This window comes from Parachlamydia sp., assembly GCF_050255895.1.
GTDB lineage: Bacteria > Chlamydiota > Chlamydiia > Chlamydiales > Parachlamydiaceae > Parachlamydia > Parachlamydia acanthamoebae.
The window spans coordinates 1-26,300 of the sequence record NZ_JBFWIR010000013.1 but is presented as its reverse complement, the minus strand read 5'-3'; the positions used below and the strand labels follow the sequence as shown (position 1 = coordinate 26,300).

Below are 26,300 nucleotides of genomic sequence, written 5' to 3'. Positions count from 1 at the left end.
TGCTAATGTCATTTATTTGCTTTTTCAATTTTGGTCTACACTCATGCATCTTTCACGACTTTTTCGAGGGACATTTATTTACGGGCTAGGACAATTTTTAGCGCGAGCCGTGACCTTCTTCTTGCTCCCCCTGTATACGTCTTATCTCAGCCCAGAAGATTATGGCGTTTTTGGATCTTTGGCCGTTCTTGGGATGATGATGAATGGTTTACTCACACTAGGTTTTGGGGGATCGCTAACACGTACCTACTGGACATTGGAAAAGGAAGAAGATAAAGGTGCATTGATATGGACTGGTTTTTTGACTTTGCTTTTCAATGCGTGCCTTTGGGATAGTTTTGCTTATCTATTTTCTGATCAATTAAGCATCTGGCTTTTTGGTGTTTCCGATTATGCTTGGCCTGTTTTTCTTTCATTTTTTGGAATCAGTTTATCTGCCACATTGTATCCTTTGCTAAGTTATTTTAGAATACGCGAGAAGGCTGTTTTGTCCATTACGTTGTATCTTTCCGAAGTGTTTGTTTCGATTGGGGCGACTCTATTTTTTGTCGTTTTTAAAGGAGATGGGGCATTAGGACTGGTTAAAGGAGCTCTATCAGCTCAAGCGTGGGCTTTTTTTATTACATTCAGTGTTGCATTGAGACAAATTCCTCTCGGGGTTCATGTTAAATACTTACGTGAACTGATACTCGTTGGCTACCCTTTTATTTTAGGCTTATTTGGTTATTTTCTTTTGCAGTCCTCTGCAAGATATATCCTTCATTTATACACAGATTTGAAAGTAGTGGGACTTTTTTGTGTGGGGTTGTATTTTGCACGTCCGGTGGAATTGGCTGTAAATAGTTTTAATACAGCTTGGCAGCCTTTTTTTTCTTCCTATCTTTATCAGCAAGAAGAAGCTAAAGTCTTATTTGGAAAGGTCATGAGCTATTATTTAATGGGAATGTGCCTATTGATTGCACCTCTTTTTACCATGGCTAAAGCTCTTACCTATTACATGCTTCACCCAGCTTATCATCAAACATGGTCCACTATTGGTTTATTGGGAGTTTCGCAGTCTTTGTGGGGAGCTTATGTCATCTCTGCGGCACCATTCCTCTTTCATAAAAAATCGATCTGGCAGGTTAGTGTAGAAACGCTAGCGGGATTGGTGTGCGTAGGAATGAATTTTGCTTTAATTCCATCGCTAGGAAAAGAAGGGGGCGCTCTTGCCACATTTTTTGGTTTTGTGGCTGTGATTGTGTTGAGCATTTGGGCGACTCGACGATTGCTAAAAGTGCAATATGAAGTCGGACGTTTGCTAAAAATGCTCTGTGGTTTTTGTGTAACAGCAATCGCCTCTTTTATCCCGATAGACTTTGGTTTACAATATTTGTCTCTCATGTTTTTTGTCACATTTTTATACTATGCATTTTTGTGGAAAATATGTTTAACTCTGGATGAAAAAACACTGATAATTTCTAAAATCAGAGGACTTGTCGGATTGCAGCACAATTTAACGGTCTCGAATCAATAAAAAATGACAGCAGCGCCTCTTCATGTCTTATGGCTTCCTTCCTGGTATCCGATTGAAGAAAACCCTTTGAAAGGGATTTTTTTTCAAGAGCAAGCCCAAGCTCTACATCAGGTGGGGATTGACATTGGAATTATCTATCCTGAGGTTCGTCCTTTAAAGGATTGGAGATGGGCGCAGGGTGTCAAAAATCATTTTCAGTCCTCTTTTTCAATCGAAAATCAGATCCCTACTTACCGTAAACATGGTTGGAACCTTTTTCCTAAAATGGCTAAGCAGCAAATGCGTTCTTGGATTGTGCAAGCAGAAGCTTTGTTTAAACGTTATGTAGCTAAACAGGGAAAACCAGCCCTGATACATGCTCATTCTGTATTATGGGGAGGGATTGCAGCGAAAGAAATATCTAAAAAATGGAACATCCCTTATCTCATTACAGAACATTTTACGGGAATTTTGAAAAAAAAACCTTTTGGCACCTTTTTAGATGATTGTTGGAGCAGACCTTATTTAAGTGAAGCTTATCGACAAGCATCGCAAGTTTTTTCAGTAGGAAGTGCTTTAAAAGATGTAGTTGAACATTATGCCCATCGTGACGTGCATGTGTTGCCAAATTTTTTTGACTCTGATTTTTTTGTTTTACCTAAACAACAAAAACAGTTTGTTCCTTTTCGATTTTTTTGTTTGGCTCATCTCACGACAAACAAAAATTATCCTGTTTTGCTGAAGGCCTTTCAATTGGCGTATCAGAAAAACCCCCATATTTGCTTGGAAATTGGAGGAGAAGGGGAGTTGCGAGGTCAGTTGGAGCAAATGGCCCGTGATTATCAGATTGCTCCCGCTGTCCATTTCTTAGGTCCCTTGTCGAGGACCGAAGTTTTGAAAGCGATGCATCGGGCCCATGCTTTTGTCTTACCAAGCAATTTTGAAACTTTTGGCGTTGTTTTAATCGAGGCTTTGGCAACAGGTTTGCCAGTCATTGCGACACGTTGTGGAGGCCCTGAAGACATCGTCAATAATGAAGTAGGCATTTTAATTCCGCCAAACGATCCGCTTGCTCTTTCTCAAGCCCTGAAAAATATACAAACCCAGATTAATCGATACGATCCTGAAAAATTACGTGAAAACGCTGTCAGTCGGTTTAGTAGACAAGTTGTCACACAGAAACTCATTCAATTTTATCGATTAGCTTGCTCAAAAGGTGATTATGAATATTCTCGTCATTTATGACTATTATGCCCCTCAGGAACTTAGACAAACATTTTCTGATTTTTTGCATTGCTTTGGCAAATATTCCTCCCACCAAGTGTACTATTGTAATTATGCTTATGGAGTGCCCTCGTATTATTCCCATGTTGAATTCGATCTGATAATTTTTTTACATTTCTTTAGCATTCATTTTCGGATGAACGGTTTATCTTATGAAGATTATGTTTCCCGTTTAGGTCCCATAAAAGAATCAAAAGCGATAAAAGTTTTATTCTCACAAGATGAATTTTTTGCGATGGATCGGATCAATCGATTTATCCACGATTTTAATATTGAGGGAGTTTTTTCTGTTGCTGAAGAATCGGAGTGGTCCACCATTTATTATGATGTGGATCAAACGAAAGTTCATTTTCATAAAAATTTGACAGGTTACCTGGATGATGACATTTGTCATGTCATGTGTGATTTGAAAAAAGAGATTCCTAATCGTGATATTGATATTGGCTATCGGGCAACACGAGTGCCTGCGTGGCTTGGAAGGCAGGGTAAACTAAAGGTCGATATTGCTCCTGTCGTGAAGGAAGCTGCGCTTGCAAAAGGAATGCATGTGGATATCGCAACAGTTACAAAGGCCGAAGACTTCTTTTTGGGTTATGATTGGTATAAGTTTATGTTGCGCTGCAAGGCTTTTATCGGTGTAGAGGGTGGTAGCAGTATTTTTGATCGCGATGGCAGCTTGCGACACAAAGTGAACCAGTATGTGCAACAAAATCCTGATCAGAGCTTTGAGGAAATTGAGGCCGCTTGTTTTCCGGGAATGGATGGAAATTTAGCCTTGGCAGCTCTATCACCTAGACATCTAGAAGCTTGTGTAGCGAAGTGTTGTCAAATTCTTGTAGAAGGATCCTATGGAGGAATTTTAAAGCCTGGTATTCATTATCTTGAGTTGAAAAAAGATTTTAGCAACCTTAACGAAGTCCTTGAATTGGTTCAACGAGAGGATGTCAGAGAAGAATTGGCGGATCGTGCTTTTCATGATGTTGTAGAGTCAGGTCTATATACTTACAAATCGTTTGTCGAAGGGGCCATTCAAGATTGTTTATCCATCCGGCCTTCAAGCGTATCAAAAAAGAGCCCCATCTTTTATCGCATGAACCAATTTAGAGATTGGTTAACGTGGAAGTCTATGCCATGGGAATTTTACTTATTTAAAAGAATAAAAAAATGTTTACCCCAAAATATCATTACGACTTTAAAAACATTTAGAAATCGTAGTTCTTCTGTGTGAACTTTCCTTGAATTCCAAGAACGTGTATGTTCCGATTTTATTGGTATATGCAGAGGAATGAGCATGGAATCGTGGTTGTGGCTTGCTTTTATTGGTTTAATTCTTCTCCTGCTTGTTTTGGATTTGGGGTTTTTTCATCGAACTCCACGGACTGTGAGCACACGTGAAGCACTTGCTTGGTCATTTTTTTGGATCATGCAAGCACTTGCCTTCAATTTATTTATCTATTTTCTTTACGAAAATCATTGGTTTGGTATGGGGCTCAATGCTTCACAGACCATTTTGGATGGTCAAGAAGCTGCATTGCAATTTTTAGCGGGTTATGTGATTGAAAAGTCGCTTAGCTTAGATAATATTGTGATTATTGCCTTGGTTTTCAGTTACTTTAAAGTTCCCTTAATTTACCAACATCGGGTGTTATTTTGGGGGATTTTAGGCGTTTTATTTCTTCGTCTGATCATGATTTTAGGAGGAATCGCGCTTGTTTCCACCTTTCACTGGATTAACTATGTGTTTGGTGCTTTCCTTATTTTCACAGCTATCAAGATGCTTGTTATTCGACATGACAATTTAGAACCTCAGAATAATCCTCTGGTGAGGCTTGCTTATCGTTATTTCCCTATGACTTCGGGTTTTCATGAGGATCGCTTTTTTATTAGAAATGAAGGTCGCTTGCAGATGACTCCTTTGTTTGTTGTTTTACTAGTGATTGAAAGCTCAGATGTCCTTTTTGCGATTGATTCGATACCTGCCATATTTGCCGTTACAAAAGAACCATTCATTGTGTTTACCTCAAATATATTTGCTATTTTGGGCTTGCGCTCACTTTATTTTGCTTTAGCTAGCATGATGCAAAGATTTGCTTATCTGAAGGCTAGTTTGGCTTTTTTAATGGCTTTTGTTGGTGTGAAAATGTTGATTGCGAATCATTATCAAATTCCAATTGGAGTCTCTCTGGCAATGATTGGGGGAGTTTTATTAACAGGTATTCTGGCATCGATATTTGCACAAGGAAGAGATACCGCTCCTTTAGTTTCACCCATAGCCAATGAGCAGGAGGCTTTGTCTCAAGTGACCATGAGGCAAGTCCGCAAGATTATAACTTTGGTGGTCGGAAGTACCGTTCTTTTAGTCGGAATTGCCATGCTCGTTTTACCGGGCCCTGCTTTTGTTGTGATTCCCATTGGGTTGGCTATTCTTGCTAAAGAATTTGTATGGGCCAAGCGTTGGTACGAAAAAATTAAAGAGCATAGCAAAAATTTAGTGGATAAAGTTTCGGATGCAGTAAAAAAGAAAAATGATCAAGATGACTAAAAATTTTTCGAGACAAAAGGCCATCCATTTTGTAATTCTTTTTGGGTTTATCAGCTTATTTGCTGATATGACTTACGAGGGCGCGCGCAGCATATCGGGTCAATATCTGGCTCTTTTAGGGGCCAGTGGGGCGGTTGTTGGAACAGTCGCAGGTGCAGGAGAATTGATCGGATATGGATTTAGACTTGTTTCAGGATATATTAGTGATAGAACTGGTCGGTATTGGACAATTACTTTCATTGGATACTTCCTCAATCTTTTAGCAGTGCCCTTGCTCGCTTTGGCTGGAAATTGGCCGTTGGCGGCATCTTTGATGATATTAGAACGATTTGGAAAAGCAATTCGTAATCCGGCTAAAGATGCACTTCTATCTTATGCCACTAAACAAACAGGGAGAGGGTGGGGGTTTGGCTTGCATGAAGCCATGGATCAAATTGGTGCGATTACAGGTCCACTCATTGTGAGTGGTGTACTTTATTTACAAGGAACCTATCAAGCCAGCTTCGCCGTCCTTTTGATTCCCGCCCTGTGTGCATTAAGTGTGTTAGTCGCTACCTGGTTCTTGTATCCAAATCCTGAAGAAATGGAGGAAGAGACTCCCAATCTAAATACGGAAGGCTTTACCAAAAAATATTGGTTATATATTGCTGCCATTTCATGCATTGCGGCAGGTTATGTGGATTTTCCTTTAATTGCTTTTCACTTTGAAAAAGCGGCACTTTTACCTGAAGTTTGGATACCCGTGCTCTTTGCGATTGCGATGGCCGCAGATGGTATTTCAGCTTTGATATGTGGATATTTATATGATAAAATTGGATTTTCAGTATTGATAGGGGTTTCTTTTATCGCCGCTTTTTTTGCCCCTTGTGTATTTTTAGGGGGATTATCTTTCATCGTATTGGGAGCGATTCTTTGGGGAATCGGTCTTGGCGCCCAAGAATCCATCGTGAGAGCTGTTATTGCCAATATGGTACGTATGAACAAAAGGGCAACGGCTTATGGTCTCATGAACATCTATTTTGGAATAGCTTGGTTCTTAGGGAGTGCGTTAATGGGGCTTCTTTATGATCGATCCCTGATTTTGCTAGTTGCTTTTTCGCTTATTGCACAATTTGCTGCGCTCCCTTTATTTTTTGCTGTGAAAAGAACCTCTTAGGAAGTTAGTCGCAATTCCAACTTCCTCCAAGTGCATTAATCAACTGAATGGTGGATACAAAACGTAAGCCCTGCAAATTGTTCTGAATGATTTCTGCGCTTAGCTCATCTCGCTCACTATCCATTACATCCAAATAAAAAGTGACCCCTTGAAAATAACGATCTCGAGCAATTTTGGTGGTTGTTTTGGCCCATTCTACAGCTTTCTTGGAACTCTCATATTCTTCCGCATATTGTTGAATGTTGGATAAGGCATTTTCAACTTCTTGAAATGCGACAAAGACTTGTTGTTGGTATTGATATCCTATTTCTTTAAAAGTGGACCACTGGAGACACAGATTATCGGTTTTGCGAAAGCCATCAAATACTGTTTGATCCATGCTCGCTCCATACATCCACCAAAAGCTTTTGTGTTTGAGGAAGTATTTCAATGCAGGGCTGCTATACCCGACTAATCCTGTCAGTTCTAACGAGGGGAAAAAGGAGGCATAAGCCGCTTTTACCAGAGCATGGGCAGATGCCATATTTCTTTCGATTTCTGCAATGTCGGGGCGTTGTAAAAGAACTTCCGAAGGAATCCCTGCTGGAATACGTGGTGGAAGCGTTGTTAGGGGCATGTGTTCTAAAAAAAATTCAGAAGGCTGAACTCCAAGCAAGACCGCTATTCGATTTTCAAGCACATTGCGCTGTCGGACCATTTCTTCATATTGTGTCAGGGCATTTTGAACCTCTAGACCTGCACGCGAGACATCGGAGTAATTGACAATTTTAGCTTCGTAGCGTGATTTATTAATATCAAAGGCTTTATTGCGTGTTTTTAACGTGGCGATTAATAAATCAATTTGAGAATCGGCCGCTCTCAATTGGTAATAAGCTGTGGCAAGATCGGTGGTTAAATTAAGGAGCACAAGACGATAGTCTTCAATCTGGGCTTCCCACGTATATTTTGCTGCATAATATTGATCTGTCAACCTACCCCAAAGATCCATTTGATAGCTTAAATTAAGGGGTAGGTTGTAGAGCAATTCGTGCACCCTCAAAAATGTTGAGGGGGCTCCTAAAGTTTTTAAAAGGACCTCTTGGTTGCTATAGAGGGGATCTAATGTAAATTGAGGATACAAATCAGCCGCGACTACACCAGCTCGATAACGAGCTTCTTGTACACGTTCGAAAGCTGCAAATAGATTTCTGTTATTTGAAACAGCCAATGCTTCTAAATTGTTAAGCCGCTGGTCATCAAAAATTTCCCACCAGTTTTCAACCTCTTCACAAAAATCTGGACCTTCATTTGGACCTTTCCAAGCCGCAGGCGCATCGATACATGGAGGTCGATAATCTGGGCCTACCATACAACCTGAAGTTAAAAAGAGCGCGAAGAGGAGAAAATGTATAGAAAATTTCACAATATTTTCCTTTTTTAAAAGAAAGTAATTAGATATCTATATGTAAGAAAAAGACCTTTGATTGACAAATGCTATTTTTGATTTATGTGGATTGTTACCCTTGCGCTTAGGCGTCCCTATACTTTTGTAGTTGTCGCTCTTCTTATTACGATTTTAGGAAGTGTATTTTCATTTGTCACACCCAAAGATATTTTTCCCAATTTGGATATTCCCGTTGTGAGTGTCATTTGGTCTTATACGGGACTTCCTGCAGAAGAATTTGCACAACGTGTGACAACTTATAGTGAATATTCACTATCCAATAACGTTAACGATGTCGAGCGAATTGAGTCTCAAACGGTGGATGGGATTGGGATTATCCGCTTGTATTTTCATCCTGGTGCCGAAGTTCAAACGGCTGTAGCTCAGGCGACAGCTGTTTCTCAATCTATTTTGAGGCGATTGCCTACAGGCATACTGCCGCCCATTATTTTGCGTTTTTATGCCAATACCGTTCCTCTCGTGCAAATGATTCTTTCAAGTCAGATCCATACTGAATCGGAATTATATGACTACGGAAATTTCCGTATTCGACAAGGATTAGCTACGATACCAGGAACGACTCTTCCAACACCTTATGGAGGAAAAGTCAGACAGGCCATGGTGGATGTGAATCCCGAAGCGATGCAAGCAAAGGGCATTTCTGCACGAGATATCAATACGGCAGTTACCAATCAGGTTGTCACTCTGCCCACGGGGGATGCGCGTATTGGGGATATCGATTATCGCTTAAACATGAATAATACTCCCGATTTGGTCTCTAATTTTAATGATATTCCCATCAAGGTGGTTGATAACGCTGTTGTTTATTTGCGTGATGTTGGATATGCGCACGATGGTTTTGCACCTCAGACAAATATCGTACGTGAAGATGGACATCGAGCTGTTTTAATGACGATTCTTAAAAATGGGGCAGCGTCAACACTCGATATTGTGGGGGCCGTTTGGGATTTTTTGCCAACCATTCGAGCGGCAGCTCCCAAGGGAATGGAGATCAATTTACTCTTTGACCAATCTGTTTTTGTTAGACGCGCCATTGCTAGTGTTCTCGAAGAAGGTGCTTTAGCTGCTTTGTTAACGGGAATGATGATGTTGGTTTTTTTAGGCAGTTGGCGTAGCACACTCATTGTGCTGATTTCGATTCCTTTGTCTATCTTAACTTCAATTATTTTTTTAAGCTTAATTGGTCATACCTTGAATGTGATGACATTGGGGGGATTGGCATTGGCAATTGGAATTCTGGTGGATGATGCCACTGTAACTATTGAAAACATTCACCGAAACATAGAAATCGGAAAGAAAGACTTATTACATGCTGTGTTGGATGGATCGCATCAGGTTGCTATTCCTGCTTTCGTATCGACTCTTTCCATCTGCATTGTATTTATACCCGTAGTCCTCTTGACAGGCCCTTCTAAATTTCTGTTTGTTCCTTTTGCATTAGCTGTGGTTTTTGCCGTTTCCGCCTCCTATTTTTTATCACGAACTCTTGTACCAGTCATGATTAATTTTATGCTGCCTGCCGAGATATATCTTTACACTGGTGGAGGGCCGCGCACTTGGTTGGATCGGCAGCATGTCAAATTTGAAGAAGGTTTCCATCGGTTGAGGCATCAATACGCAAAGGCTTTACATTGGGCCTTGGAGCACCGTGGAACCGTATGTCTTTTATTTAGCCTTCTTTTTTTGAGTGCGCTAATGATTCTGCCTTTCATCGGAAGAGACTTTTTCCCTAGTGTGGATGCGAATCAATTGCGCTTACATGTGAAAGCACGCTCTGGGACTCGAATAGAAGTCACCGAAGAAATTTTTGGCCGAGTAGAAGATGAAATCAAGAAAGTGATTCCACCGTCTGAAATTGCCATGATGATTGATAACATTGGGCTGGCTTCCGAGCCCTATAGTTTGGCGTTTGGAGATAATGCGACTTTAGGAACATCAGATGGAGAGATATTAGTTGCTTTGAAGACCGATCGGCAGCATAGCACACAAGAGTACATGCAAATGCTGCGAAAGCATTTAAATGAGAAGTTTAGTGATTTACTGTTTTATTTTCAGCCAGCGGATATGGTCAGTCAGATCCTGAATTTTGGTTTACCTACTCCAATAGACGTGCGAGTTATTGGCTATGATAAAGCTCATAACATCGAAATTGCCAAAGAACTTGTTCAGAAAATATCGCGCGTCCCGGGTGCTGTAGATGTGCATTTACATCAGATTTTGGATCAGCCTGAATTTTTCTTGAATGTTGACCGCACGCTTTTAGATAAAGTTGGAATTACACAACGTGATATTGTAAACGATGTTTTGAATACATATAGTACGAGCACAGTTGTTACACCCAACTTTTGGCTAGATCGCGTACAAGGTATCCCTTATCTGATTGCGGTACAGTTGCCCAAATATCAAGTTAATTCCCTCGATGAAGTGATGCGAATGCCCGTTTCAAGTCCCTTGACTCAGCAATCGCAATTGCTAAGCAATCTGGCAACTGTGGAAAGAAGATCCACGGTTGGAGTTGAAAATCATTTGAACATTCAGCCAGTTTATGATGTTTATGCAAATGTGTATGGGCGTGACTTGGGAGGTGTTGCAACAGATATTGAAAAAATCATTCAAGAATATAATAAAAAGATGAAGCCCGGAAATGAGATTGTGGCAAAAGGGCTTGTTGTGGATATGGAAACAGCATTTTTTCGCTTAGGGATTGGTTTTATTTTTGCCATTATGCTTGTGTATTTCATCATGGTGATTAACTTTCAATCTTGGCTCGATCCATTCATTATTGTTATGGCGCTTCCAGGCTCTATATCCGGAATTATTTGGATGCTATTTTTAACACGAACCACGTTTAGCATTCCATCTTTAATGGGAACCATTATGAGTATTGGGGTGGCCATTGCGAACAGTATTTTAGTGGTAACATTTGCAAACTTTTTAATGAAAGAGGGTAAAACCAATGTGCAGGCAGCGTTATCTGCGTGTACTACACGACTAAGACCTGTGATGATGACAGCCCTAGCCATGGTTGTTGGGATGCTACCAATGGCTTTTGGATTAGGAGAAGGAGGAGAACAGAATGCTCCTTTGGGCCGTGCTGTCATTGGAGGATTGCTAATGGCTACCTTTACAACGCTATTTTTTGTTCCCGTCATATTTTCTCTATTACGCAAAAAACCTAATCCATACATCAATGCAGAGCAAGAAGCTTATGTTCCACCAAAACACGAAGATGTGAGTAGTGAAGACGATGAATAAACCTGATGATCCCGAAGATTGCCCTATAGGCGAAAGACCTCCAACAAGCTTTTTTAAACGCTTTTTAATCGTCTTAGGACTCTGTGGGCTTTTATTTCTTCTTTTTTTAAGTGGGTGGATACCAAGGCTAAGGCAGCAAAGTGCGAATGATGTCCGTGCAAATGCGATCGACATTCCCAAAGTGACCATTATGGTTATGAAACCTGAAAGTCAATTAATCGATCTTGTTTTGCCCAGCTCGGCAGAAGCCTTTCATATTACCCCCCTTTGGGCGAGAACAAATGGGTATTTGATACAATATTACGTTGATATAGGAGATCACGTCAAAGAAGGCGATCTCTTGGCCGATATCGATACCCCTGAAGTGGATCAACAATTAGATCAAGCCATTGCCGATCTTAATAGTGCGATAGCCAAAATGGATCTGGCAGAAATTAGCAAAAACCGCTGGGAAACACTCTATAAGAAAAATTCTGAGGCTGTACCAGGACAAGAAGTTGATGAGCGTCGATTGACCTATGAGTCATCTAAGGCTGATGTAGTGTCCTTCAGGAAAAATGTAGAAAGGTTGCGCTACATTCAGCAATTCAAGAAGATCTATGCTCCATTCACAGGCACAATCATCAAACGCGATGTAGATGTGGGGACACTCATCACAGCTGGTAGCAGTGGAAGCAACCCTCAGGAACTCTTTCAAATTGCAGAAATGCGAGTGATCCGTTTTTTTGTTGATGTTCCCCAGTCATTTGTTAGGCAAATTATGGATAATATGTTAGCAGATGTAGTGATACGAGAATTTCCAGATAAAGTTTATCAAGGAAAAGTCGTGCGGTTTGCCAAAGCATTGGATCCTATCGCTCGCACAATGCGTACAGAGGTTGATGTAGAAAATCCTAATGGGGAAATTTTTAACGGACTTTATGCGGAAGTGCATTTTAAAATGAAACCCGAAAAGGACTCCTTTATTGTTCCTTCAGATGCCTTGATCCTTCGAGCTGATGGCCCACAGATGGGAGTTGTTGATCAAAATGGGATTGCACATATCAGGCAAATCAAGGTGGGACGTGATTTTGGTAAGACACTTGAGGTAACAGAAGGGCTGCAAGACAATGACCATTTGATTATTAATCCTACGGAAAAGATTCGGGAGGGCGTCAAAGTGATCGTCGTTTCTGAGAGAAAATAGCATATCTTCTGACCTAAAATTTTTTAAACATCTAATATTTTAAAAATTAGATGTTTAAAATTTATTTCTGCGAAATTAAATTTAAATCTTTTGCATATAAATTCAAGCCTTGTTATATAAATCCGGAAAAAAATAAATAATTTTTAATTTTTTTTAAGGAGTTTATATGTCTCTTAATTTATTTAATCTATCCGCCAGATCCCAAGCTGCTCAACAACATTTTAGAGAAATGAGTGTTCAAGAAATTGACAAAAAAATGTACGGCGTTGGCGCTAGAGTGAAGGTGGGAGCTGTTTTTGCTCTAATCATTCTTTCGGGGGGATTATTGATGGTTCCCATTGGAATGCGGCTTTATCATGATCGCAAAATTTGTTTTGATTCTCAAAATAAAGCATACAAACTACATCAATTTATAAAAGATGTTACTCAGTTAGAAATGATAAGATATACAATTATTTGGTACTAAAAATAAAGGGGAAAAATATGAAAGTTTTGTCAGAACCAACCCGTCAAGAACCTATCATCCTTGATCCGGTTAACAATGAAGCGAAACCTCTTATTCCTGATATTAAGGGAAAGTATAGCCTACTATCATATGCATCTGCAACCAAGTTTAAAAAAAACAAATCACGTGTAGCTGCAGTAGCAGTAGGTGTAGGTTTAATTGCTGGGGGAGGTGCTGCAGGTGCTCTCGGAGGAGGTGGGGCTGGAGGAGGAATAGGTTTTGCTGTAGGAGGGCCCATTGGAGCGGCAATAGGTGCGGCTGCAGGTAGTGTAGGGGGCGGAATAATGGGCATTACGGCTGGTGCAAGTGCCACATGTGTGTCAACATATATCATTTTCAAAAAGAGTACCCAGTTTCAGGAATGGAAAGCAGAATTAATCAAGGAAAGCATTAAAAAAGCTTTTAATGATTTTATTGGTGGTAGAGAAAATTTAATGGAATTGTGCTGTCAAATTGAGGGGACTTTGTTTGAAAAGCCTGTGAGAGCTCCTGATGGAAGAGTTTATGAAGAAAAAGCCATTTTACAATGGCTAAGAACGAAACCGAAAAGTGCACTTGGATCTCCTTTTAGAATTTGTGATTTTGAAGAAAAAGACCTCGTTTATGATTATAAAATGGCAGCTAAAGTAGCAGACGCTATTTTAAATGAAATGAATAATTTTAATTCGAGTAGTCTTCATCCACAAGTGAGAGCGGGTTTAAATAACTTGATGATGGATTTGACCATTGATAGAGATTATGCCATGGAAAATTGGATGAATGAACTGACTAGAAAACGAAAGAAAGAAAGTCAATGCCTCCATATTCTCTTGGAAAAATTTGCTTTTTTATGCCATGAATTTGGTGTTAAACCGGACGACATTGATGTAAAGTGCCAAGACCTTTTAAAAAAGGAGTGGGACAAAGAAGCGAAAAAGCATTTGCAATGGGCATATGATAAAAAAAAACCTGATGAATATTATGATGGCAAGCATATGTACGAAATCAATACGTAATTGATCATCATGATGGATGATTTGGTTCAGCTAAGTCATCCATTCTTTCAACGAAGCTTGAAAGGCGTTTGGAAGTTTGTTTTAATGTCATTGTAAACGTATTTGGATCGGTCCAAATCTGCAAATACTTTTTTGCTCGCGTGACAGCTGTATATAAAATTTCTCTGCCAAAAACTTCTGATCCAGAAGGAAGCATGAGAAAAATTTGATCAAATTCACTACCCTGGCTTTTGTGTACGGATAAGCAATAGGCATATTCAAATTGAGGAAGTAACAAAGCTGGAATGCGTCGAATGGTCTCCGAGCCATCCTTTGCTTTGCAGGGAAAAAGTGCGTAGTCTCCTGGTTGTAATCCTTCATTTTTTTGTAAGCGTACTAACACACCGATTTCCCCATTAAATAATTCAGATTTATGATCGTTCTTCGTCAGCAAAATCGGAGCGACAAAGGGAGAAAGAGTCGAGTGGTTTTGCATAAATCTTTCTAAAAGAAGGTGATTAAGTGTTTCAATTCCAAAGGGACCCTTGCGTAGAGGAGATAAAATGCGAACGCGATTAAAAACCGTCAAAAGCTCCTCTGGGGATCTATTCTGGATATTGTCAAACGAGAAAAAAGGTGCCGTCTTTTCCAAAAAAAACGTATAAAAATTGGAAAGAGACATTTTTTCATCCAGAAATACTTTTTCAATACCTTGCAAATGTGCATTTTCAAGAAGGGTTAAGGCGCCTGACGCATCACCAGATTTCACGGTCTCTGCAAAATCTAAAATCCCTTTTAATTCAGCTCTTAAGCATGTTTTAAGTTCAACGACTTGATCTGCATATTCCGATTTGTTTTGCATATATGTGCGTAAATCTCTAAACGGACTTCCTATTCCTACCGCTGGCAATTGATGGTGATCTCCTAATAAAATCAATTTTGCAGAAGGTTTTAAAGAAGAAAAAAGCTGAATCATCATGGGTAAATCGATCATGGAACTTTCATCAATTAGAATGAGATCGGCAGCTAAAGGTGAAAAACTTCTTTTTTTGGCATATTTATATGGGATGATATTTAGCAGAGCATGCAAGGTTTTGGCTTTAGGGATTTCCCAATTTGGAAGATTTTCAGTTGCCTTTGCTAAACTATTTTGTAAATTGGAAGCGGCTTTTCCTGTGGGGGCTGCTAACGCAATTTGAAAGGTTTTTTGTTTTTCGGGGGGCAAGTGATTCCATAACGTTTTAATCAATTGACCCGCGGTGTAAGTTTTTCCAGTGCCAGGTCCTCCACAAATTAAAAGCAGATTTTGTTGTGCAGCTTTTAGAATGGCTTGTGCCTGCTCGGGAAGAAGTTTTTGATTGTCAATTAAATGAGAAACTTCAGTTTGAATGGCATCCGAATCTATCCACTGATTAGCTGGCATAAGCACTTTTTTTACGCAGTTGATCCACAAGGTTTCTTGTTGCCAATGCTTTTGAAGATAGTAGGCATGTTCCCTTCGGTAAATGATTTGGGATAAGTCGTCCGATCTTTTTTGGACAGCCTCTTTCACAAGATCTAAAAGATGTAGAAGAAGTGGTTCAATCAGCTCTTTTTGGTGAGGTTCACCAATCCATACCTCATCGATAGAAGGGGAAACCACATCCTGCTTTATCCGTGTGCAGAGATGACCATTTTGAGTTGATAAAAGGAGGTGGCAGATGAAGGCTGCGGGAGCTTCATGTTCTACACTGAGCTTAGCAACAGCATAGGCTTCATAGGGTAAAATCTCTAATTCTAATAAGGCATTTAAAGTTGACCAGTGGGGAACTAATTTGTGCATAAGAATTTTCCTTCTGGCAATGCATAAAAACCGAATAGTTGACCCTCTTCAATATCTAAGCCTCTAAGAAACAGGTAATAAATCCCTCCAAAATTCGCTTTAAAGTCAAATTGATTAAATAGTTTAAGATAGCGCTTTAAGGATTCCACATAAATGGCACTTTGAAGGTGATAATGGTGTTGGTGCATCGATTGCTGTAAGGAAGTTGTGGAATAGGCTTGCAAATTAGGTCCTAGCCAGTTGGATTTCCAGTCAATCATATAAAATTTACCCGCATGCTCAAACATTAAATCGATTACGCCTTTAAGAAAGCCTTCAGGAATATGGAGATCTAAGAGACCTTTTTCGCAGGGATAAAGAAATTCCACTTCTTTAAAAATTTTAGTTTCCTGAACATCTTGCAGAGCGAAAGTCGCATCTTTAAAAGGTAAAGGCGTTTTTAATGTATTAAAAAGCATTTCCGCCAAAACTTGATCCCAGTCCTGAAACTCCGTGTTTTGCACGTAGGGTGTAATCCAGGAGCGCATTTCAGAGGGATTTTGCATATCGTTAGCTTTTTCAAATGGAAATTTTTCTAAAATTTCGTGTAAGAGCAGTCCTGTTATGTTGCCGGCAGGCAGCGTATGAAGGTTTTTAGTAGAGGCATCAAAATGATGGGGAGGAGATTCGGTCCAAACAGGTGTGATTTGATCCATTTGTTTTGAAATTTGAGAAAAAGATGAGATAGCCAGCATTTCCCCTGAAATGTGAATGGTTGGAGGAGGAAGCAGAATAGGAGAGGGCGTCGTGTTCATTTCGTAGCAAGGGGGTGTGACTTGACTTTCAATTGTATAAGTAATTGAAATGGAATTATCCAAGGCATCGATGAAAGAAATGAGAGACTCCGTTGAATTTGCATGGATTCTTTCGTAAAGCTGCGCATATGTGCAGGAAGGTTGTCCAAGTTTTGCTAAAAAGAGCTCAATAGGCGAGGCACAGCCATAAGCAGTTTGCTTTTCATAAGGACTCAATGCCGCGACATACAAACGATATTTTGCTCTCGTAAAAGCCACATAGAGCTGACGCATTTTTTCGGCGTCTAATTCTTGACAATAGTCAATGTAAGCAGGATCTTGCAGGTCATAGACCATTTGTAAAATAGATTGAGAGCCTTCTTGGGATTGAGGAATCAGTGGAGAAGGCGCTTGGTTTTTCTTGGTTAATCCAAGCACAAAAACAATTTCGAATTCCAATCCTTTGCTTGAATGCAAGGATAGAATCTGCACGGCTTTTCGATGTGTATCGACTTGTTTGTATAGTCTTTCATCGTCGTTTAATTTCAAGATTGGAAATTCATCCAAAAAGGCAATTAATCCCTCAGGAGGGCAATGTGTTTCATTTTGCTTTTGAATGAGCAGCTCAGCAATTTGGCAGAGCTCGTCCAAAAAGTCCGCACCGCTCTCTTGGTGAAGTATTTTTTCGATGAGTGTATGGCTATCTTGAAACAACTGATGGTGCATTAAAGCATCGTAAAAGGCTATAAAGCCTTCTGAAAGGAGTTTTTTACGTAAAAAATAGATCTCTGCGAGTGTTTTCTCATAGAAAAAGGGATCTTCCAGTCTGAGAATATCCTCATGATTCCATCCGAAAATTTTGCCTCCTAAAGCAATCTTCAAAGCACTGCTTTGACGTGCATGTAGAATGCCGTGCAAAATTTCTTGCCAACACTGAACTGCAGGGGAGTCCGCAAGATTTGCATTGCGCTGGGTCAGGGAGGGGATATTTAGAGTTTTAAAATAATCTGACATTCTCTGAGCTTGATAACGATCGGCAACAAGTACAGCAAAATCTTGATATTCAAATGTATTTTGATGGCATAGCTTTTGAATTTCTTGTGCGATGAATGGAAAGTACACTTTTTCTTCAAGGCTATCCAAGGAGGGTTTTTCTTGATCACTCAAAATAAAATGAATGGATCCCATTTCATCCGTTAATGTTTTGCCAAAGGTTTTATCTGCAGCTTGTACGTGCTGATAATTCAAGGTTTTTTGCCATTTTGGCAAATGGATGAAATCAGGAGCATTCTCTTGTGCAAATAGAACGTTAAGTCCTTGGACAAGCGATGGATGAGAGCGATAGTTGGTTGTTAAAGAAACTCGGTAATCTTCTCCAATAGCTTGTGCCGCTGAAAGATACGTATAAATATCCGCTTGTCTAAACGCGTAGATCGATTGTTTGGGATCCCCTACCAGATACAGGTAACCAGAATAAGCTTCGTGAAGAAAAAGAGACTCGAAAATTTTCCACTGAATCGGATCTGTATCCTGAAATTCATCAATTAAAGCTGCTCGATACTGATTACGAATGTTTTCTGTAAATGTGGGATCTTGCAATGCCTGCAGCATGTTGTGCAGGAGATCATCAAATCGAAATTTTTCTTCTTGTTGTTGATAGTGTTTTAGGAATTTTTGGCAATCGTATGCGAGTTTAGCGAATGTGCTTAAGGGGTTGACAAGTGGCTCTAAATGCCGTTTAAGAAGAGAAAGCATATTGGGTAAAATTAAAATGGGCGGAGGTGCTGAAAGAGCCTTTTGAGTTAAGGCAGAAGGATCTAGTGCTTTCACTAAAAATAGCTGATCTTCGATTACACTTTCATAATCTTGAAGGGACCATTCTTCCTGATCAAAGAGGGAGGCAAAGAGTTGAACTTTGGAAAGGGTTTCCGCTTTGATTCTTTTTTGTCGATCCGTTAAGCCTTTATATAAAGGAATAAGCGTATGAAAATCGGTTAAGATAGAGTGAGAAGAAAATCCTCTATCTTTTAGAAGCAGCATGGCATTTTTAAACAAAGCATACTGTTCTTCAAAACTTGGTGAAGGGGCGAGTGGAATTCCTTGGGTCATCACTTTAACCAAAGCCGTTTCTAACTTTTCTATTGATTGCTCATACTGCTTAAGTAAAAGTTGAAAATGTGTGGGGCCATAGATTGTGGGTTTGAGCTCTGTGCGAAAAAAGTTGCGAATGACTTTTAGGATTTCTGCCTGCGAGAGAGATTCTTTTTCCGTGAGTGTGTGTAGAGCCAGATCGCCTTCAAAAAAATGGGTTTTCAGTGTTCTAAGACAGAAAGAGTGAATAGTAAAAATTTGTGCTTGATCATATTCAAAAAGTGCATGTTCTAGCCGCTTTTTTATCTCTTTAATCTCTTCAGGATCCCTTCCCTGAATGGCTTTTAAATAATCTGGTGCCTCTTGATAGCAATAATGAGGAGAAAGCAGTAAGCCTTGTAAAAAGGATAGGGCTTTTTCAATATTTTCCCTAATGCGGACTTTAAGATCGTGCGTTGCGGCACGTGTAAAAGTGACAACTAAAATTTCTTGAATGGTAACAGGGGGATTTTCCAAAAGAAGACGTACGATAATATTTTCAATAGAAAATGTTTTACCTGTTCCAGCGGAGGCTTCTAGAACATGATGATGATGAATGTTGACTTGTCGATTGAGTACATCAAACATCTGCATCTCCTCTGCGTTTTGTAGCATACCAGTGGGTATAAATGGGAGAAAAGTAAGCGGTTGCTAATTCTTGCCATTCAGAGACAAGCGAGACATAGTCTAAATCAACATCTCCTCTTGTCATCCAATTTACATAGTCATTATAGAGGCTAAAATGCCCCGTTAAACTTTTCTGGATTTTGAGTTGGCACGATTTTGGATTTTCTATCATGTCGGGAATCCATTCAGGAAGTAGGGGAGAGACGTGTGTTTGGCAAATAAAATAGTAGTCTAAAAAGTGTTCAAGGAGTGTGAAAGGCTGATCAAAAAAAGGCGCTTTAATGCTGCCACTTTTGGCGAAAATTAGGTGTTTCCCAAACATATCTGGATAGACGTTAGCAAGACAATTGAGAATGAGATAGGCGGGCCACGCTTTGATCACTTCCTTTTTTTCATCGCGAATAAAAGCCAAAAGACCTTGAGGGGTAACTTCTGGAAGAATTCCTACAATTTTAATTCTTTTGTCGACTTGATAGGTTAATTCTAGAGGTGGTAAAAGCCAGCATGCTGGGTGAATTTGAGTCGGTTCGGAAACGGCATCTGTAAGTTCAATTTGGAAAATCTGATCTAAGGCAATCCCACAGTTCAGCAACAAGCTTTTATTTTGTTCTATTTCTTTTTTGAGCTGATCTAAGGATAGTGCTTTAAAATATCCGAAAGGAAGACGTCCTTTAATTTCATTCTGCGTCAATAAAGCATCTAAAGGGTGTTTTAAAGCCTCTTTTTTTAAGGATGCCTTAGAAAGAGATGTTAACGAAAAGAGATCGTCATCAGGGATTTTTCTCGACTCCTCTTTTTCTAAGTAAATGCCTAATCGCTTATTAAAATAATGTTCAAAAGGATTGCGTGCCAGGGCAATGAGTTGTCTAATTTCAAGTATGTGTTCTTCTTCAAGGCAAAGAGGAGTTCGCAAAGAAAGAAATTTAGGAATGAAGCAGTGTTTTGAGGTTTTTTCGGTTTTAAGGCTAGCAAGCGCAGAGCGGTAATTCTCTTGTGAAAAGCTATTGAGAGAGGAATTATCAAAATATTGCGGATTGTATCCATGAAACGGATGCTTAAAGAAACATCGCTTGGAGGGACATGTGTCTCCCAGACGATAACTTTTATCTAAATAGCTCATGAGTTCTTGAACAAGGAGGGAAGGAGGCTGCTCTTTTCCTGTCGAAGAAAAAGCCTGGTAGCTCAACAACAAGTATTCCCGAGCAGAGGTGAGCGTTTCAAGAAAAAGATAACGATCAAAGTCAATTTGCGAAGGAGAGTAATCCGCCTGTGGATGAAAAGCTAAAAGATGCAGGGAGGATTCTGGCAAAAATCGAGGGAAGGCGCCTTCTTCTAAACCTAATAATGCAATGCCTTTTGCCGGAATGGCTCGCATCGGGAGCATGGAGCAAAACTTAACAGCACGTAAGGAGGTTTCTCGGTAAGAAACATCTTCTTTTTTGAATAAAGAAAGCAAGATAGGTTGGATTGTTTTGAATGAAAACGTGTGTTGCGGCAAAAAGCCTTTAAAAAAAGGGTGAAGTAGGTGTTCCAATAATTCTTGATGTTCAGAAAGCTCTGGAAGGAGATAAAAATTGGACAGATGTTGTAAATAAGTTCCCCACTCTTGGATTGTGCGTTCAGATCCATCATTGAGAGGGATTAAATCTTGATGGAGAGAACGGACAATATAAATCCATTTTCCCAAAAGGGTGCTTTGCGTAATGTCAACAGATAAAATAGTATCGTTTTCTTCTAAAATAAGACCTTTTAGAAGCATTTGGAATCCGTGCTCCCAAGTCCCCGCAGGATTTTCATCGACAAGAGTATGAGCACAGTGGTCTTGTTTGAGAATCATCTGACGATGCGCAATATCCATTCCCCACCGTATGCCCGTTTCCTTAATCCACGTGCGAATTTGATCGATATCTTCAAAATGAAGTCCCCATTTGTTTCGAAATGGGAGGTAATCAAATAATGTGAGTAAGGAAACAGTGTCCCAACGAGAGGAGGACAGCTTTAGCAAGTGCAAAAAGCTTTGGATATACAAATTTTGTTCGGGGAGTTCGGCATCCATCATTTTGTAATCAAGAGGGCTGTTGGGATTGCTGAATACCATTTTGATAAAAGGCGCATATATGCGAATGTCGGGAGCCATGACGACCCATTCATTTGGAGAGAGAGGATTTTCTTTAGGGGCATTGTGAATGAGGCGAATCAAATTATCGTGCAAAATCTGTACTTCACGTAACAGAGAAGGGGTGGCGTGGATTTGAATGGTGGAATCATTTTCGGAGAGATCCAACGGAGGTGTATGATCGGGATTTCTAAAAAGCACCATATCCGTTTGAACGGCTTGCAGTAAGGTTAAATAGGGTCTATCAGAGGAGTGGAGAAGAATATCGGATGTGATGCTTTCTTCGTAGCAGGGAAAATCCAGCGCACGTGCAGGAAGTGTATAGCAGGCCGAGGTTCGAACATTGGAATCCTCTACAGCAACAGCCATTTCACGACCAAGACGTCCAAAATTGGCTAATAGAGGGTTTTTATCTCGCAAGAGTTCTTCTAAGGCTACTTGTTGAGCTTCTGGAGCATCTTGTTTTTTCCAATAACGTTGCATTCTTTTACTTTCTTTATCCGAGCAGGCATCGCTCCAAAAAGCTTCGCAAGGGGATAGCAAATAGAAAGAAACAGAAATGGCTTGTGCAATTTTTTGCAAAAAATTGTGATACAGAGCGGGAAGATAGCTCATCGCGAATAGATGGACTTGAAGTTGATCGATCCGTTTTTCAGGAATGGAGATTTGGTTGAGATAGTGATAAGGATATGTCCAATTATAGGCATTTCCTCTTTCAAAAATTTTTTTCCACAAGTAAACCTGCCAAGAAGAAGGGGGGGCTTGTCGCCAAGCTTCTAGAGCTTCTCCACCGGCAATCCCATATTCCAAAAAGAGACCAGCCAATTTTTCCACTAATGAAATGAGTCTTTTTTCTCCTTTAAGAGATAGAGTTTTGATTGATGGAGAGAATCTTAAGTAGCCAAATAGCGGCTTCCACAACTCGTGCTCCTCAGAGCTCAAGCTTTCACAACGCATGAGAATCTGTCGAACTTCTACCTCTAGGGCTAAAGTGAGTTCAAATGAAGAAGGATGATTAGCTAAGGTTTGATTTGGTTCAATGAGCTGGTATAGGCGTTGGATGCCTTGATCAAGATAAATGGTTTCAAATCCCATCGCAATGCCAGACTCCTCTGCCATTTTAAACATGACCCAAGATTTCATGGCGGGGCTGGGTACAATGATTAAGCGACGACAAAATGGGTGGGCTCCAAGTAATTGCTGCTTTAGGGGGTGAATGAGCAATTCGACTTGGTTACTAAAAAATACATGATGTTCAGAATGATGGATCATAAATTTCTCATTGATCAAAGAGCTTTTATCATAAACATTAAATGATTAAAACCCAATGATCTCTTTAGGGAAAAGGGAATTATTTTCCTTTTATTAAAAGAGATTTAATTTTTTTTAATTTACACAAATAATTTTATTTAATATTCTGAAATTATAAGTTCATAAACGATTTTAAATCGCTACCGATTTGAACATCATCTTATATTACTCACCTACACTTCATCTGTTATCAGTATAAAAATCATAAGCAGAATAGTTAATTAATTTTATTAAACCTCTACAAGGAGATAAAGATGAAATCTAAATTACTTATTCTTCCCGCTCTTTCAATCATGCTAGTTGGATGTGAGCAACACGTTACCAATCCACCTCCCCCTAAGTCTCCGACTCAGCAAAACAGCTCAATACTAGATGCGGCTCCTTCAGAGACGAATACAAACCGTAATTTGCAAGATCGTAGAGCATCCGATGATGCGGATAACACCAGTCGCAATGTACGTGATCGAATTGAAGGAGCCTTAACACCTTTTGATCAGTCGGAAAGCGTAGGTGATCGTATCACTTTACAAAGTATTCGAAAAGCATTGGTAGAGAACAAGATTTTGTCGACCTATGCAAAAAACATCAAAGTCATTACTGCGAATGGCGTTGTGACTCTTCGTGGACCTGTGAATAGCGCAGCTGAAAAAGAAGCAATTGAAAGAATTGTTTCGCTTATTCCTGGAGTGACAAAAGTGGATAATCAGCTCGAAGTTCTTCAGAATGCTGAGAAATAATCGATTAAAAATTTAATTTTTTGCAGGAGGCTATTATGACAAAGGCTGTATTTGGTCTCGCTAAAAATGAAAGTCAAGCACAGAGAATTGTGCAAAAATTGCAGGCTTCTGGCTTTGATACAGATGAAATTTCTGTACTCTTTGCAGATCGTACACATGAGGGCAAATTAACAGATGTCAGTACGAATAAGGGGGCGATCGGACATGAAAAGCACACTAAAGCCCCTGAAGGAGCGGCTACAGGAGCTGTCTCAGGAGGCATTATTGGTGGTTCGATAGGGATTTTGGCGGGTATTGGTGCATTAGCCATCCCTGGCCTAGGACCTTTTATTGCAGCAGGTCCGATTATGGCAGCCCTGGCTGGAAGCGGCATTGGAGGTTCGTTGGGCATGTTAATCGGAGCGCTTGTTGGAATGGGTATTCCAGAATATGAAGCAAAAAGATATGAAAACAGCCTAAAAGCTGGGGGCATATTGATTAGTGTACATACAAACAATGCTGAAGATGTTGACCGGGCTTCAGAACTCCTTAGAAAGGAAGGAGCTGAAGATATCTCGACTTCGTACGAAAAAAGTGAACGTTCAAGTTAATGGGGAATGGCTGAAAACAGGTGCTTTTAGAATATGTTTTCAGCCCTTGGTTTATTAAAATAAGGGGAAATTATGGGAAGAATGATTCTTTTATGGCTATTGGGGATACCCATTTCGGTTTTAATTATCTTAAAGCTTTTAGGAATCATTTGAGTATGGGGAGGAGATATGACTCAAAATGCCTTTTATAGATTATTTCTAAAAGAGATCAGTGATTTATATAGTGCAGAAAATCAACTAGTTGAAGCCTTACCTAAGATGGCAGAAGCCGCGACAACTCCAGAACTCAAGGAAGCCTTGGAACGTCATTTGAGTGAAACAAAAAAACACGTTGCCAGATTAGACAGCATTTTTTCTATGTTGAATGAAAATTCTTTTAAGGAAACTTGTGAAGCTATGGAAGGACTGATTTATGAGGCAAATGAAATTATTCAAAATGAAGCGCCTTCCGTTGTAAAAGATGCAGCTTTAATTGGAGCAACCCAGAGAATTGAGCACTATGAAATCGCCGGCTATGGAGTTGCCAAAACTTTTGCAACTCAGCTAGAGTTATACGATATTGCTGAACTTCTTAAAGAATCTTTAGAAGAAGAAGGAAATGCCGATAAGCATCTGACTGTGATTGCGGAAGGTGGATTTTTTACGACAGGAATTAACAAGCGTGCAAAGAATATCTCTTAAATGGAGATGGTTAAGAATGTTGCCTAAAATGTCCCTAAATTAACAGGAGGTTATCATGGTTAACAAAGACACACTTCAAGGTCAATGGAAACAATTACAAGGTAAAATCAAAGAAAAATGGGGAAAACTTACAGATGATGAGTTAACAAAAATCAACGGTCGTCGTGAAATGTTGATTGGAAAACTCCAAGAAAAATATGGAATGGCAAAAGATAGAGCTGAAAAAGAAGTTCAGAATCTAGAAGAAGCATTCCGTCATTCAAGCGAATCAAGCGAACATGAACATGAAGAAAAAGAACATGCTCATGGATCATCAAAACGTCGATTCTAATCTGAACCAGTAATGGTGAGAAAAGGTGACTTTTCTCACCATTAGTCCTTTAAATTCTCTTTAGGGCTATAAAGTTGGGAGAGCTGTGTATAAATCTCTCTTAGAAATACATAGAGCGGTGTTATCCACAAAGGACCTGTTACTCCAAAGAGTGAAAAGCTTGCAACGATAAGCAAAATAATCGTGAGAGGATGAACATCTAAGCGTTTCATCATGACGTGAGGAGTGATAAGGTTTGCCTCAATCAAATGGATGGAAGTCATCACAATCGCGGCTGTTAGACCCATTAGATAGCTTGAGGTGAGCCCCACAAGTGTGGGAGGAATAATCGCGATAAGCGTGCCTAAATAAGGGATCAAGCCCAATAGAAAGGTTAAAAATGCCAAAAAAATCAAATTGTCTATCTGGATGATGGCTAAGCCAATCAGAGCCATTAGAGAGACAATGGCAGCTACAACAATTTGTCCATTAAAAAATGTGAGCAGCGTTTTATCTAGATGATGAAAAATTTTTTCGCATTGTGGACGATAAACCGGGGGAATCATTTCCATCGTCCAACCATAAAATTTTTGATCGTCTTTCAATAGATAGAATAGACAAAATGGAGTAAGAACAAAGATGAAGGCGATATGGGTGGCGGTTGAAATGATGAGATACGTATTAGCAAAAACAAATTGCTGTATTTTTTCTAAAAAATTAGTAATAAGAGATTTAACTTCATTATAAGAATAAAGGTTTAAATTAAAAATATTCAGGAAGCTGATGGTGGCTTCTTTGACTTCCTCTATTTTTTGAGCGGGTGAAGTTGTGACTTCTTGAAGGGATGTAATAATCGTAGGAATCAGAAATGTCGCGATGCTGGCAATGATCCCACCCAAAATAAGAAAAATAGAGCTAATTGCGATGGCACTAGGGATGTGGTGATTTGTCAGGTATTGGACAAGAGGTCTAAACATATAATACAGAACAATTCCTAAGATCAGAGGGCTGAAGAAAGCGACGACGAATTGAACAATCGGATAAAAAAAAGGTAATAGCTTAACGAATAGGAAAAGGATGAGCAATCCTAAAAGAATGTTCGTCGCGTATTTAATGAATGATGATTTGTACCACATATCTTCAACATAAGAAAGCAGTTAAAAAATCGCAATCTTTTTTTAAGTTAATTTTGTTGACATGGTTTCTTTTATTTAGTATGGATTAGGTAATGAAATTAATTTAGTTTTTATTATGTTTATAGAAATTATGATTTTTATTTCGGTTATTGTTTTTGCTGTACTAGCTTATTTTGTTATACAAACGCTAATTACAGTTCAAAAAACTTTAAAAAAATTAGATTTT

The 26,300-nt window shown here is 39.5% G+C and carries 17 protein-coding genes and 1 pseudogene; 13 read left to right on the top strand and 5 right to left on the bottom strand.

Going from position 1 to position 26,300, the window contains the following annotated elements:
- Nucleotides 1-43 precede the first annotated feature (43 nt).
- From AB7E63_RS03600 to AB7E63_RS03580, 5 genes are all read left to right on the top strand, one after another.
- A complete protein-coding gene (locus tag AB7E63_RS03600; protein WP_036746056.1) occupies nucleotides 44-1,516 on the top strand; it encodes a lipopolysaccharide biosynthesis protein in 1,473 nt (490 codons plus the stop codon).
- 3 nt (nucleotides 1,517-1,519) lie between these two features.
- On the top strand, nucleotides 1,520-2,740 hold the full coding sequence (locus tag AB7E63_RS03595) for a glycosyltransferase (RefSeq protein WP_006340750.1): 1,221 nt from the start codon (nucleotides 1,520-1,522) through the stop codon (nucleotides 2,738-2,740).
- On the top strand, nucleotides 2,718-4,007 hold the full coding sequence (locus AB7E63_RS03590) for a hypothetical protein (RefSeq protein ID WP_006340749.1): 1,290 nt from the start codon (nucleotides 2,718-2,720) through the stop codon (nucleotides 4,005-4,007). Before AB7E63_RS03595 ends, AB7E63_RS03590 begins: the two co-directional genes overlap by 23 nt.
- Before the next feature lie 63 nt (nucleotides 4,008-4,070).
- A complete protein-coding gene (locus AB7E63_RS03585) occupies nucleotides 4,071-5,321 on the top strand; it encodes a TerC/Alx family metal homeostasis membrane protein (RefSeq protein WP_036746054.1) in 1,251 nt (416 codons plus the stop codon).
- Nucleotides 5,314-6,477, top strand: a complete 1,164-nt coding sequence (locus AB7E63_RS03580) for an MFS transporter (protein ID WP_006340747.1) — start codon at nucleotides 5,314-5,316, stop codon at nucleotides 6,475-6,477. Before AB7E63_RS03585 ends, AB7E63_RS03580 begins: the two co-directional genes overlap by 8 nt.
- A gap of 4 nt (nucleotides 6,478-6,481) precedes the next feature.
- Here the strand turns inward: AB7E63_RS03580 and AB7E63_RS03575 are convergent, their stop codons facing one another.
- Nucleotides 6,482-7,879: an efflux transporter outer membrane subunit gene (locus AB7E63_RS03575; RefSeq protein WP_036746052.1), complete on the bottom strand. Its 1,398-nt coding sequence runs from the start codon at nucleotides 7,877-7,879 to the stop codon at nucleotides 6,482-6,484.
- A gap of 84 nt (nucleotides 7,880-7,963) precedes the next feature.
- Here AB7E63_RS03575 and AB7E63_RS03570 point away from each other — a divergent pair, with 84 nt between their 5' ends.
- From AB7E63_RS03570 to AB7E63_RS03555, 4 genes are all read left to right on the top strand, one after another.
- The gene (locus tag AB7E63_RS03570) at nucleotides 7,964-11,176 is read left to right on the top strand and encodes an efflux RND transporter permease subunit (RefSeq protein ID WP_006340745.1); all 3,213 of its coding nucleotides are present in this window, start codon (nucleotides 7,964-7,966) and stop codon (nucleotides 11,174-11,176) included.
- Nucleotides 11,169-12,362, top strand: a complete 1,194-nt coding sequence (locus tag AB7E63_RS03565) for an efflux RND transporter periplasmic adaptor subunit (protein WP_006340744.1) — start codon at nucleotides 11,169-11,171, stop codon at nucleotides 12,360-12,362. Before AB7E63_RS03570 ends, AB7E63_RS03565 begins: the two co-directional genes overlap by 8 nt.
- Nucleotides 12,363-12,528: 166 nt before the next feature.
- Nucleotides 12,529-12,828, top strand: coding sequence for a hypothetical protein (locus AB7E63_RS03560; protein ID WP_284452483.1), 300 nt, complete (start codon nucleotides 12,529-12,531; stop codon nucleotides 12,826-12,828).
- Nucleotides 12,829-12,845: 17 nt separating this feature from the next.
- Entirely contained in the window at nucleotides 12,846-13,862 is a 1,017-nt protein-coding gene (locus AB7E63_RS03555; protein ID WP_059360440.1) for a U-box domain-containing protein, read from the top strand.
- A gap of 7 nt (nucleotides 13,863-13,869) precedes the next feature.
- Here the strand turns inward: AB7E63_RS03555 and recD are convergent, their stop codons facing one another.
- The 3 genes from recD to AB7E63_RS03540 are packed head-to-tail and all read right to left on the bottom strand — an operon-like array spanning nucleotide 13,870 to nucleotide 22,581.
- Nucleotides 13,870-15,663 carry an exodeoxyribonuclease V subunit alpha gene (recD, locus tag AB7E63_RS03550; RefSeq protein WP_006341231.1) on the bottom strand — a complete coding sequence of 598 codons (1,794 nt, stop codon included), beginning with the start codon at nucleotides 15,661-15,663 and terminating at the stop codon, nucleotides 13,870-13,872.
- The gene (locus tag AB7E63_RS03545; protein ID WP_006341230.1) at nucleotides 15,651-19,154 is read right to left on the bottom strand and encodes a UvrD-helicase domain-containing protein; all 3,504 of its coding nucleotides are present in this window, start codon (nucleotides 19,152-19,154) and stop codon (nucleotides 15,651-15,653) included. Before AB7E63_RS03545 ends, recD begins: the two co-directional genes overlap by 13 nt.
- Nucleotides 19,147-22,581: an exodeoxyribonuclease V subunit gamma gene (locus tag AB7E63_RS03540; protein ID WP_006341229.1), complete on the bottom strand. Its 3,435-nt coding sequence runs from the start codon at nucleotides 22,579-22,581 to the stop codon at nucleotides 19,147-19,149. Before AB7E63_RS03540 ends, AB7E63_RS03545 begins: the two co-directional genes overlap by 8 nt.
- Nucleotides 22,582-22,874: 293 nt before the next feature.
- Here AB7E63_RS03540 and AB7E63_RS03535 point away from each other — a divergent pair, with 293 nt between their 5' ends.
- The 4 genes and pseudogenes from AB7E63_RS03535 to AB7E63_RS03520 form a co-directional block, all read left to right on the top strand.
- Complete coding sequence (locus tag AB7E63_RS03535; protein WP_006341228.1) at nucleotides 22,875-23,357, top strand: BON domain-containing protein; 483 nt, start codon at nucleotides 22,875-22,877, stop codon at nucleotides 23,355-23,357.
- A 35-nt stretch (nucleotides 23,358-23,392) separates the two neighbouring features.
- The gene (locus AB7E63_RS03530; RefSeq protein ID WP_006341227.1) at nucleotides 23,393-23,947 is read left to right on the top strand and encodes a hypothetical protein; all 555 of its coding nucleotides are present in this window, start codon (nucleotides 23,393-23,395) and stop codon (nucleotides 23,945-23,947) included.
- Nucleotides 23,948-24,115: 168 nt separating this feature from the next.
- Nucleotides 24,116-24,628 (top strand): ferritin-like domain-containing protein, encoded by a 513-nt coding sequence (locus AB7E63_RS03525; protein ID WP_006341226.1) that lies wholly within the window; start codon nucleotides 24,116-24,118, stop codon nucleotides 24,626-24,628.
- 55 nt (nucleotides 24,629-24,683) lie between these two features.
- A pseudogene (locus AB7E63_RS03520) lies at nucleotides 24,684-24,875 on the top strand (CsbD family protein); the annotation flags it as partial.
- A gap of 125 nt (nucleotides 24,876-25,000) precedes the next feature.
- Here AB7E63_RS03520 and AB7E63_RS03515 read toward each other — a convergent pair.
- A complete protein-coding gene (locus AB7E63_RS03515) occupies nucleotides 25,001-26,074 on the bottom strand; it encodes an AI-2E family transporter (RefSeq protein WP_039378073.1) in 1,074 nt (357 codons plus the stop codon).
- Nucleotides 26,075-26,300 lie beyond the last annotated feature (226 nt).

Bases quoted from the DNA above. Each gene is read 5' to 3' on its own strand.
- AB7E63_RS03595 (WP_006340750.1), top strand. From the start codon at position 1,520: ATGACAGCAGCGCCTCTTCATGTCTTATGGCTTCCTTCCTGGTATCCG.
- recD (WP_006341231.1), bottom strand. From the start codon at position 15,663: ATGCACAAATTAGTTCCCCACTGGTCAACTTTAAATGCCTTATTAGAA.
- AB7E63_RS03555 (WP_059360440.1), top strand. From the start codon at position 12,846: ATGAAAGTTTTGTCAGAACCAACCCGTCAAGAACCTATCATCCTTGAT.
- AB7E63_RS03580 (WP_006340747.1), top strand. From the start codon at position 5,314: ATGACTAAAAATTTTTCGAGACAAAAGGCCATCCATTTTGTAATTCTT.
- AB7E63_RS03515 (WP_039378073.1), bottom strand. From the start codon at position 26,074: ATGTGGTACAAATCATCATTCATTAAATACGCGACGAACATTCTTTTA.
- AB7E63_RS03565 (WP_006340744.1), top strand. From the start codon at position 11,169: ATGAATAAACCTGATGATCCCGAAGATTGCCCTATAGGCGAAAGACCT.
- AB7E63_RS03600 (WP_036746056.1), top strand. From the start codon at position 44: ATGCATCTTTCACGACTTTTTCGAGGGACATTTATTTACGGGCTAGGA.
- AB7E63_RS03560 (WP_284452483.1), top strand. From the start codon at position 12,529: ATGTCTCTTAATTTATTTAATCTATCCGCCAGATCCCAAGCTGCTCAA.
- AB7E63_RS03590 (WP_006340749.1), top strand. From the start codon at position 2,718: ATGAATATTCTCGTCATTTATGACTATTATGCCCCTCAGGAACTTAGA.
- AB7E63_RS03545 (WP_006341230.1), bottom strand. From the start codon at position 19,154: ATGTTTGATGTACTCAATCGACAAGTCAACATTCATCATCATCATGTT.
- AB7E63_RS03525 (WP_006341226.1), top strand. From the start codon at position 24,116: ATGACTCAAAATGCCTTTTATAGATTATTTCTAAAAGAGATCAGTGAT.
- AB7E63_RS03570 (WP_006340745.1), top strand. From the start codon at position 7,964: ATGTGGATTGTTACCCTTGCGCTTAGGCGTCCCTATACTTTTGTAGTT.
- AB7E63_RS03535 (WP_006341228.1), top strand. From the start codon at position 22,875: ATGAAATCTAAATTACTTATTCTTCCCGCTCTTTCAATCATGCTAGTT.
- AB7E63_RS03530 (WP_006341227.1), top strand. From the start codon at position 23,393: ATGACAAAGGCTGTATTTGGTCTCGCTAAAAATGAAAGTCAAGCACAG.
- AB7E63_RS03585 (WP_036746054.1), top strand. From the start codon at position 4,071: ATGGAATCGTGGTTGTGGCTTGCTTTTATTGGTTTAATTCTTCTCCTG.
- AB7E63_RS03540 (WP_006341229.1), bottom strand. From the start codon at position 22,581: ATGATCCATCATTCTGAACATCATGTATTTTTTAGTAACCAAGTCGAA.